Genomic DNA, 9,895 nt, shown 5'->3' with positions numbered 1-9,895 from the left:
ACGATCAGCACTGCCCAATATATAATCGTTAGCAACTCAGATGGATAAATCACCACATAAAAATCACCCTCCAGACTTTGCAAGTGTTTAATCGAGCGCTCATCAGTCGGTGTCACATCATTTTTTACTGCAATCTGGTTGTGATAAATGCGGGTATTTTTAGGAAATACCGCAAATTGCTGTTTTAAATATTCGCAAACATCTTCAACACTTTCATCAGACCATGTTTCTTTGTTGAAAGGATCTGGAATAATAAACACACGTTTCATTGATAAAACTCGCAATATTTATAACCAACAATAAATTCAAGGGGCACATACTGAGCACCCCTCGCTGCCAGATGTAAAACCCGACCCTCATAAAAAAGCCCGATGTGGGTCTCACTTCGGGCTGAATTATGAAAAAAAACAAGACAGGGGCTGATCGGTTTATCCAGTCGCTCAAAACCTTCACCCCCGTTCAGAAATAGTTCTAATCGCTGTGATAGGTCTTCACCTGTTACCAGTTTCCATGCCTCACACGCAAACTCATTGCAGGTATATCCATGACGAAATTCGCGATCCAGTAGCTCATCAATCATAAGGTGCCTCGCAACATGGGGAATCGTTCCATTGAATACGAATCCCCGGTTCGAACTGAATTCAGTTCAGGTGCTTGTGCATCAAAAGTGACCAGTCCCGTACCATCTTTATTCATACTGACAATATCCAAGGTTTGAATGATCTGCATGGGCCCAGACAAATCGTCATCACGATAGACTCGGTATTTAAAAGTCGGCGGTATGTTGTCGGTTAAATTCTCATAAGCCTTAATTAACACATCATCATAATCAGCCAAAGTAATACTAAATACCTGGTCCAAATCATTCGTGATATTTTTTCGGCCTATTTCCATTTGCTGAAACTCATAAAAATAGTCGAAGCCATCTTCATGCTTAACCGTAATTCCACTGGTGTCATTTCTGACATAGCGAAATACTTTGGCGAAGCTTGAATGTGCTATTTCAATACAATCCAGTGAAACAATTCCGCCTTGAGCATTGAGAAAGAAAGATACATAGTCAGTCATTTAAAGCTCCAAGGCATTTGGCAGATCAACATTCACCAGCTCCTCAAGCGGCTCAAAAATATCACTGCCCGATCCAAGCGATACCAGTGCATCATCAAATGCATCATCTGCAATCAATGCTTTAACCTCTAGTTGAGCTGAAACCCGGTATACAAGACCCTCTTTGGAATTAAGTTGAATTGCCGACTTGAAGAAACATTCATAGTCCTTTAGCTCATCATCAATAATCAACTCCGCTAAAAATGGTTGTGATGGATTGCGCATCCAGACCCGGTAAAAAGCGGTTAGATATTGATAGCCTTTCAGTTTTAACACCCAACTCACATTTACGGTATGCGAGTTCCCGCGAACATCCCGACGATAACGGCTTGGACCGCCATCAAGATTTTGTGCTATCACGTCATTACCAAAATCTACCCTATAGCCAGATTGCTGGACACAATATGCAAGCCTATTTAGTTCTGGCATATCGCCTCCTATCGTCTTTGCGCTACATTAAAATTCTGCTTCATGTTTTTACTGGTCTGACTATTCGGGTTTGATAGCTGCCCGTTTAAATACTCCCCAGCAATTTTACGAATGCGAACATCCAAACTTCCGTCACTATTCATTGATACATCAGCAGTTTGACCGGGTAATGTATAGACATTTACATTAGGTGCTTTAGAGCCACCGCCATCAGCAAGATAGTTCTTCAAATCACTATTCGTCCGACTATCAACGACACGTTCACCTCTATCCAACAGCCAAGTACCTTCTTTCGGAATATTGTCGATACCATCGTGGGCCATACCAGCAATGGTCTGACCTGCAATCAGGCCAACCGAGGCATAACCAAGCGCACGAATAGCAGCTGACATTGGAATGCCGGCAATCATGCCGCCCTCTGCCATAGCTTTAGTCGCTGCAACTTCAGTGTTGATGAGTGCCTGCGCAATAGAGATGCCTTGATTGACTAAGAACATTGCTTTGTAAGCAGCACTAGACTCTCCTGCTGTTTCCTTCACCATTGCAGCCATATCATTAAAGATGGTGCCGGTACGAGAAAGTAGGTCTTGCCAAATATTCATTTGAGCGTCGTGCTGTGACTGAGCTAAATCTTTAACTTGCTGATCGTACTGAACATCAATAGCCGCCAATCCATCGCGATACTCTTGATGTGCCTGCAAAAGTGCTTCATATCGTTCATCATCATTTGAGTATGCATCACTCGTCATGATCTCGCGTTCAACACCGACGCGCTGATTTTTCAAAGAGACTTGAGCACTTGAATGATCATTATCAATGGCCCATTTGGAGTAATCTTTCGGAGACATGGTTGCTTTCGCAAAAATATCATCAGCACCACCAGAAAGTCCTTTTATCGAATCTTCTAAGGTTTGGCGTACTTCAAGTGCATGCCATTGAGCCTTACGTAATTCGATAGCATATTGTTCATCTATGGCTTTTAGCTTTAAGGCTTTCAGCTCATCGTTAAATTTACCCGACTCACTAACCATGATGCGCTGTGTCTCAAATGAATAATTGAGCTTTTGTTCCTCAGACCATTTGAAATTATTTATCTCCTCGGTAACTTGGCGAAGATACATTTCCTCTTCATATTCATACCGAGCTTTAGCCTTAGAAATATATTCAGATTCTAAAGAGCCGAAATTAGCTTTCTTTATTTCAGCAACTTGACGATTATAGTCTTCTGCAAATTTTGCAAAGTCATCGAGATATTCATATGAAATAGAATCGCGAGCTTTTGCTTGTTGCTCTTCTAGCGCCTTAGTGGTTGCCTTTGTTGCGTTAGCGGCAGCATTTTGTTTCTTAATCCACTCGTCCGCCCCTTTGGTTACGCCTGCTTGACTACCTTGAATTTTAGCCATTGCCGACACAGATTGATTGACAGCATTGCTGTAAATTCTACCGATTGAACTGGCGACATCATCAGCAACCTTTGCATTGTCCTTGGCTGCCATAGCAACACCGCTATTAGGTGCTCGGGCAAGAACTGAGCCAGTAATCAATGTTTTGGCAAACTTAATACCTGGTAAATTATCTGCCCAAGAACCTTTTTCTGCGGCTTTGTCTACGTTATTTTTTGCCTCTACCGCTGTAAACGCCAATCCTGCAATCGCATTGGATAGCATCTTAACAACTGCGTAAACACCCATACCAGTTGCAGCAACACCCTTAAATACCTCTCCAAGGGTTTCGCCTGCATCAGACATTAAGTTTGTTTCAGTTGCAGCATTAGACATACCATCACCGACTGATACCAGTGCGGGCATTAACCCCTGGATGAATTTATTTTTTGCACCATCAACCTGCAAGCCCAGCAATTCCATCTGCACTTTAAGCTCATTGGCTTTAGCGATAGCTGATTCATCCATAATCGCGCCGGCACGTTCAGCAGCATCAGCCCAATATTCAAAACCCTTACCGCCATCTCTTAAAAGCGGAATTAGGTTTGTAGTGTCTGAAGCCATGCTTTCCAAATAGAAAGACATTTGCTGTTGAGTGGCGCCAGCTTCCTCTAATTTATCAACGTACAGCTGTAGCGCCTTAGGACCAGAAAGATTTTGCATTTCAAGTGCTAATTTTCTCGCACCTTCCGCAGACCCCTCAGTTTTAATTGCAATTTGTTCAAAGAAATCTACCGCACCACCTGAACCAATCGTGATGAACTCACCCAATTTTTCATTAAAATCTTTTAATTGGTCTGCAAGTTTTTCTTGGCTAATACCCATTGTTTGGGCACCAACAGCCATTCTTTGAAATTCTTGGGTAGTGGTATTTGAGATTGACGCAAAAATTTGCAATTCACGTGCTGCATTGGCGTACTCATTCGCCATTGCAAAAACGCCCGCCCCAACAGCAGCAGCCCCCGCCACTGCGACAGCACCGTAATTATTAACATGATTTCGCATGTTGTCGAAGCTAAGTTTGGTTTGCTTTTCTGCGTCTTTAATTGGTCCCGTAAAATTACCAATCTTTGCAACTAGATCTAGCGTTAATGTTCCAAGTTTGGTGCTCATACAAAACCTCAGGCAATAAAAAAGCACCCGATTGGGTGCTTCACTGTTTTGATTAAATTGCTTTTAAATTTTTATGTCACAGACTCCAATTTAAGCCGCTGACATCAAAAGTAAATTGCTTCTTTCCCACTTGGTAAAAAGGAACTTCTATTACCAGTTTTTTTGAATTTTTAAGACTATTAATAATTTTTGATTCCGTATTGTCATACATCACAAATAAAACATCAGATGCATGGTTATCAGGCTCAGCCATTGTTATAGATTGCACCGCACCTTTATCAAATTTAAATGCAGCTTCACACCCATCTATTCTGCACAGTATCTGTCCTTTTGATATTGTAACCATGACATCAGTTTCATTTCCCTTTTTTCTAAGGGTTAAAATCAGCTTCGAACCACCGTCATATGGAAAATCAAAATTTACTGTATTCTCACTAACGATAGTTGCAAATTTGGTTTCCACACCCCTCATTTCATCCTTCGTGGTGTTATATCCCCATTTATCTTTTTGTTGCTCTACCTGTTGTGCTGGATCCTCTGTTTTAACTATCTCATTTGATTCTACAGGTTTTGATTCTTGGGTTTGCTGGGAATTACTTTTGGTTGTTTCTTCAGCGCACATTCCTATGCCAGCCAAAATAATAAGCACTAATCCAATCCATGCCAGCACACTGGTTTTTTTTGGTTGCTTCGCCCCACATTGAGGGCAACTTTCAGCTTTATCGCTTACTGGTCCACCACATTCTTTACACGGATTTATAGCCATACCCCACCCCAAATTTATAATTTAGAACAAGATACTAAGTTACCGAACAAAAAGAAACCTCCCGAGAGAGGTTTGCTTTTGGCAGGTTATTTTTATTTATTTCACTGCCTCACCTTTATTTTTTGCTTCTCCGAGCAGCTCATCTACTAAGTAATAAACTTTTCCTTGGCTGCTTCTCCATTTATTTAAGGCTCCACTTCCTTGCTGCCAATTTACAACAGCAATTGAATTTTCTTTCTCAAATAACTCTAGTTTTACCTGAGATAAATACATTGCAAGATCCCACGATCTATATGCAACATAATTTAGCTTGTATTTACAATCTGCAGGTACGGTACCTTTATCATAAAGCCTAGTATTAATTTCATGACGCAGAAAGGCTTCTTTTAAATAAGTATTGAATTCAGGGACGGTAACTTTTGGATTATCTTCAATACATAACGCAGACACTTGCTTAATAGTACCAACAGGAACCGTTTTTACATTAATGCTGCTACACCCCACCAGACCAATCCCAACCAATCCCACTATTAATAATTTTTTCATGTGAATACTCTTTTCATAAGTAATCACAAGATACTAATTTTATGAGTAAAAAGAAACCAACCTAAGTTGATTCCTTTTTCTTTATAGCCTTTATTCTTTCTTCTTCAAAAGTTGTTTCTAGAATTTCTTCATGAACCATAAAGATGCGAGCATCTTCAATCTGCTTATCTTCTGGGAGCTTTGTGTTCAAGTACCGCGCAAAAAGACGGCCAAATTCCTGTTCCATCCGTCTACCTAAAAATAAGGTTCCACGTTTCTGACGGAAAGCCTTCCACGTTTGAAGCTCAGTGTTGCTTAGGTTGCTTCTTGCTTCTGCGATGGTTCGTCCGCCGATTCCGCAGCTGACGAGTTCGCAGTAGAATTCTGACTCTTCGTCGAGATCCAGTACTTTCCCGTGAAATTAATAACCTGATCAGCAGCCAGATACATTGCGACCTTCATTTCATCAGACACTTGGCCTGCACTCTTTAAATCGGGAAAAAATGGTTTGTCCTTCCCTTCAAAAATTGCTTGAACCAACATTGCATCACGATATTGGCTATTGGTATATTTTTCATCTTTTTCGAGCTTCAAAATATCCGTGATATTTGCCACTTCTTCTGAAGATAAAACCTTAATAAAGATTTCGCCTTCAAATTGATTGCCATCTACATCGCGAAACTTAATAGTTTTTTCAACAAAACTACCAATCCCGACTGCTTTTTTTGCTTTCTCTAAAGTCAATTTAGCCATTATGGAGTCACCTTAAATTCTTCAGTTACTTCAGTTTGTCGCTTCATAGGAATTGTGTGATTCACCATTGCATCAACGGCGAACACTGGTGAGCCCTTGCGAAGAATTGCTTCAAAGCTCGACCATGTGCGAGTCGTAGGCAATGTGACATCACTGCCGGTTAATGTCGGTTCTGCAATACCATCAGACCAGCCCACATACACCATTACTTTTTCTTTATTGGCAGCAAGCTCCAACAAAGTCATATGCGATAAGTTTTTAGGATCTGTATCGATTTGAATTGAGCCTTCACCTGGTGTGCTAAGTCCAAATTCAGAAGTTTTGGTACTAGTTTCTTCTAGGCATGTTGTATCAATTTCACTGGCGCTATCATCACCCAGAGCCAAAGCCTTAATACAACCCATCTTTGTTAATGTTGGAACAGTACCATGGACAATCCATACCGCTGTGCCGTTTGATAAAACGCCTTTTTTCGCCATGAGTAGCTACTCCTCAATTTTTAGGCATAAAAAAAGCACCCGGTTGGGTGCTATGTGGAAAATTCTGTTTATCGATCTACAAACCAGTTTGAATCAAAACCGGTTCGATAAAGCTTTGTAATTGGTTCACGCTCATTACCGCGCAGATCTGTCACAGTACATGAGTTATCAAGCTCTAAAGCTTTTCGCACTGCCTCACGAATTGTTCGCAATTGCAGCGGCTCTAAAGTGTAAATATCAATTTGAATCGTGATGTGATCAGTATTGGCCGGGCAATCCAAATGGTTCTGAGGAACCCCGGAAATATCCTGCCAAACTAAATACGGCTTCTGCGGTGCATCTGGTGCCAGGCCAAACTCATAAGCTCGCAACTTATTGCCAGTTTGCAGAAAGGCCTTAACCTCATCACTGGCATTGAGCAATTCAAAAATAGGTGCTGTCATGTGACCCCGCTTAATGCTTTCGTGATTTCAGCATCGAATACCTGGACAAACTTTGTTATGACTTTATCGATATTTCGAGAAAGTGCTAATCGCATAAACGGGAATGCTTGAATAAGTGATGTGCCAAATTCAATAAAACGCCAATATGTTGTATTGCCGCCCGATAGACCCGATAAAGCTTCACGATTGGAGCTCTTATTCATGGCTGCCCCACCCCGTATGCCGACTCTCATCACAATCTCATTTGAGTTTCGACTTTTCCCGCCTTGCGTCACAATATTTTTATGAATCTTTTCTGCTGTTTCTGAATCATCAATCATCTTGGCATTATTACGTGCATCATCGCGAACAATGTTCATTGCTTGACGAGCTGCTTTGCGTGCAAATTGTTTGGCTTTTTTAGGATTTGAAAGTAGTTCTATTTTTTGTTTGAACTGACTCATACCTTCAATTAATTCGGCTGCCATGATGATTCACCTTCAGCAAGGTTTAAGGTTAACCACTCAAGACCGCTTTCATTATCTGGAATTGGATCACCGTCAATTTTCCAGTACTTGCCACGGAACAACACGCGCATCGTTGAATTAATCTGACTTGCTGTTGAGCTGTATCGAATGCGGCACCGCGCTGTCATTGTTGAATTAATGGCTTGGGCTTGAAGCTGATCTTTTGTGGATAAAGCCTCAAGTTTCCCCCAAACTTTGGTGAATTCAGTCCAGATGATAGGTACATGACCCGTGACCTGATCTTGCTCACCTTCAATTTCGTGCTCGATGGTGATGCGGTGGGGTAATTTGCCTGATTGCATAAATCACCTATATGGCCGTTGGTGTACGATATGGATAAAGCAAGGCACGTACTGCTGGTGGCAAATAATTATCAATAATTGATGACTCTTTACTTGGTTCGCGCTCACGATCAAACATGCCAACCATGAGTAAAACAGCATGCTTTACATCATCTGGATAAACATTGTTTTCAAACGTATCCGTCACATAATTTAAAACCGCATTTTCAGCGGATTTAATATACATTTCTAACATTGGATCATTATCTTCAGTGTCATATCGCAGATGCTCACGCACTTGATCAATAGTGACTATGCTCATGATTCACCCCATTTCTTTTGAGCCAATTTGAAGTTTTCATGGCTAAATTCGCCTGAATGATCTTTTTCACAGTGCCATAACGAGCCTTTATGCGTCACAAACTGGCCTGTGGTATATAGCTGATCCGAACCAAACACCCCCTTGTAAAGCGATTCGAAACCACTATTTCGTAGTGATTTTCCCTCAATAATTGAAAGATCATCAACAGAAAGTCCGGGATATGCTTTAGTAATCAATCGAGCACCCACATCTGCCGAAATAGTCTTGGATCGAACAGCTGATAAGATGCTTTTGACTTCTTCCTCTTTGTTTGCAGAGGTATTGAAAGGATCATCCGTCTGATCACGTTTAGACAATGCTTCAAGAGAATAGTTCTGCTGTTGCATATAAACCGTGTCACCACCCACCAAAGGCTCTAAATTAAACTGTTGACGCGCTTCATTTGGTGTGAAGATTGAAGCCTTAACACCGCGCTCCTGAATGCCCATTTTGGTTTCTTTATCCATGCGGAGCAGAGAATCAACATCAAGGAATATTTCAAGGCCACGCGCTTTTAAGTCAAATGCATCATCAAGCAAGTTTTCAATAGCTTCTACCGGGCTTTGTAGACAGTCAGAGAAATAGATTTCATTCAAATCACCAACCTTCTGCCCTGCCGGGATTGTTCCATACCCGACTTTAAACGCTGGCACATGTAACACTGAGCAAATAATCTCATTCGACATTTTCAGTTGCTCAATAGTTTGAGTATCTGAGGCTGTCATGCTGATTGGCTGGTACTTCAGATCATCACCCAGTACAGCAGTTTTACCGATGTTCTGGCCTGTATAATTCGCATTCCATGCTGCACCAATAGCTCTAGCCTTTTCTTCTGAAATTGCACCCGGCGCAACCAGAATGCCGCTTGGTCGACTCATGTTCCCAAAAGAAGTTTTGGAATTTTTCAGAATGTTTAAACCCAATCCCGCTGAAATCCCATAAGCAGTAATAGCCGGAATACCTACCAGTGGATGATAAAGACAGTTTTCACGGTCATGAATGATTTCAGAGGCCGGAACAACAACTGACTCGGTACCATTCAGCCGATCTACGCCAAGTTGGTAAAAGACTTGTCCATCATCACTGATTAGCGGCTTTGTCTGATCTGGATTTAAAATAACAATTTTAGTAACCTGCCCAAACACATCACGGATTTTAAACCCGTATGCATTACCGCGTAATTTTCGGCAGATCATCCAGAACTCTAAAAACTGCTGCCAGTTCTGGTAGTGGTTTGGACGTTTAAGAACTACCAGATCCTTAGGAATGGGCGCATCAACTAAAATTCCGCCTTTCTGCTTTTTAAGCAAAATACCCATTTTTCCAATATCCTGGGAGATCAAAGAAATACATGAGAAAACTGCTGGATGTGCTGCCAAATCCTCCCGGGTCAGTTCATCGTTCTTTTGCCAAGCGCCAGAATAAGGCTCATGTACAAATAAAGAAGTCCACCCTTGGTTTGAATGGACTCCTTGGAGGGATTTCTTTTTACCAAATAAATTTCCGAAAAAGCCCATTATTTACCGCCTTATTTTGCTTTGGTTTTACTTTTGGTTTTTGCTTTAGGTTGAGGCTCTTGCTTAGGTGGTAAATCTAATTTTGCATTTTTCAAAACCCTTAAGCCAAAATCATCCACTACGGGAGTGAAGTTTAAGTTTTGTAAAAATTCAGAATCCTTATTAGATTTCCC

15 protein-coding genes are annotated in these 9,895 nt (G+C 41.2%); all 15 read right to left on the bottom strand.

Annotation, left to right across the window (positions count from 1 at the left end):
- Positions 1–269: hypothetical protein (locus B2Y23_RS08180; protein WP_291370141.1), on the bottom strand; the 269-nt coding region annotated here is incomplete at its 3' end.
- Positions 266–580, bottom strand: coding sequence for a hypothetical protein (locus B2Y23_RS08175; protein WP_291370139.1), 315 nt, complete (start codon positions 578–580; stop codon positions 266–268). The genes B2Y23_RS08175 and B2Y23_RS08180, both read right to left, overlap by 4 nt.
- A complete protein-coding gene (locus B2Y23_RS08170; RefSeq protein ID WP_291370137.1) occupies positions 577–1,068 on the bottom strand; it encodes a hypothetical protein in 492 nt (163 codons plus the stop codon). The genes B2Y23_RS08175 and B2Y23_RS08170 overlap by 4 nt, the downstream gene beginning before the upstream one ends.
- Positions 1,069–1,536: a hypothetical protein gene (locus B2Y23_RS08165; RefSeq protein WP_291370135.1), complete on the bottom strand. Its 468-nt coding sequence runs from the start codon at positions 1,534–1,536 to the stop codon at positions 1,069–1,071. It abuts the gene before it with no gap.
- An 8-nt stretch (positions 1,537–1,544) separates the two neighbouring features.
- Positions 1,545–4,091, bottom strand: a complete 2,547-nt coding sequence (locus tag B2Y23_RS08160; RefSeq protein ID WP_291370133.1) for a hypothetical protein — start codon at positions 4,089–4,091, stop codon at positions 1,545–1,547.
- A 76-nt stretch (positions 4,092–4,167) separates the two neighbouring features.
- On the bottom strand, positions 4,168–4,857 hold the full coding sequence (locus tag B2Y23_RS08155) for a hypothetical protein (RefSeq protein ID WP_291370131.1): 690 nt from the start codon (positions 4,855–4,857) through the stop codon (positions 4,168–4,170).
- Between the two features lie 96 nt (positions 4,858–4,953).
- Positions 4,954–5,403 carry an Sbal_3080 family lipoprotein gene (locus B2Y23_RS08150; RefSeq protein ID WP_291370129.1) on the bottom strand — a complete coding sequence of 150 codons (450 nt, stop codon included), beginning with the start codon at positions 5,401–5,403 and terminating at the stop codon, positions 4,954–4,956.
- A gap of 61 nt (positions 5,404–5,464) precedes the next feature.
- A complete protein-coding gene (locus B2Y23_RS08145; RefSeq protein WP_291370127.1) occupies positions 5,465–5,629 on the bottom strand; it encodes a hypothetical protein in 165 nt (54 codons plus the stop codon).
- Positions 5,630–5,697: 68 nt separating this feature from the next.
- On the bottom strand, positions 5,698–6,135 hold the full coding sequence (locus tag B2Y23_RS08140; protein WP_291370125.1) for a hypothetical protein: 438 nt from the start codon (positions 6,133–6,135) through the stop codon (positions 5,698–5,700).
- Entirely contained in the window at positions 6,135–6,614 is a 480-nt protein-coding gene (locus B2Y23_RS08135) for a phage tail tube protein (protein ID WP_291370123.1), read from the bottom strand. The genes B2Y23_RS08140 and B2Y23_RS08135 overlap by 1 nt, the downstream gene beginning before the upstream one ends.
- A gap of 68 nt (positions 6,615–6,682) precedes the next feature.
- Positions 6,683–7,057, bottom strand: coding sequence for a DUF3168 domain-containing protein (locus B2Y23_RS08130; protein ID WP_291370121.1), 375 nt, complete (start codon positions 7,055–7,057; stop codon positions 6,683–6,685).
- Positions 7,054–7,524, bottom strand: coding sequence for an HK97-gp10 family putative phage morphogenesis protein (locus B2Y23_RS08125; protein ID WP_291370119.1), 471 nt, complete (start codon positions 7,522–7,524; stop codon positions 7,054–7,056). The genes B2Y23_RS08130 and B2Y23_RS08125 overlap by 4 nt, the downstream gene beginning before the upstream one ends.
- Complete coding sequence (locus tag B2Y23_RS08120; RefSeq protein ID WP_291370117.1) at positions 7,509–7,865, bottom strand: phage head closure protein; 357 nt, start codon at positions 7,863–7,865, stop codon at positions 7,509–7,511. The genes B2Y23_RS08125 and B2Y23_RS08120 overlap by 16 nt, the downstream gene beginning before the upstream one ends.
- Positions 7,866–7,872: 7 nt before the next feature.
- Entirely contained in the window at positions 7,873–8,166 is a 294-nt protein-coding gene (locus B2Y23_RS08115) for a head-tail connector protein (RefSeq protein ID WP_291370115.1), read from the bottom strand.
- Complete coding sequence (locus tag B2Y23_RS08110) at positions 8,163–9,722, bottom strand: phage portal protein (protein ID WP_291370113.1); 1,560 nt, start codon at positions 9,720–9,722, stop codon at positions 8,163–8,165. Before B2Y23_RS08110 ends, B2Y23_RS08115 begins: the two co-directional genes overlap by 4 nt.
- Positions 9,723–9,895: the final 173 nt, after the last annotated feature.

Origin of the sequence: Acinetobacter sp. UBA5934 (genome assembly GCF_002430855.1) — a bacterium.
GTDB lineage: Bacteria > Pseudomonadota > Gammaproteobacteria > Pseudomonadales > Moraxellaceae > Acinetobacter.
This window is presented reverse-complemented; position numbering and strand designations above follow the sequence as displayed.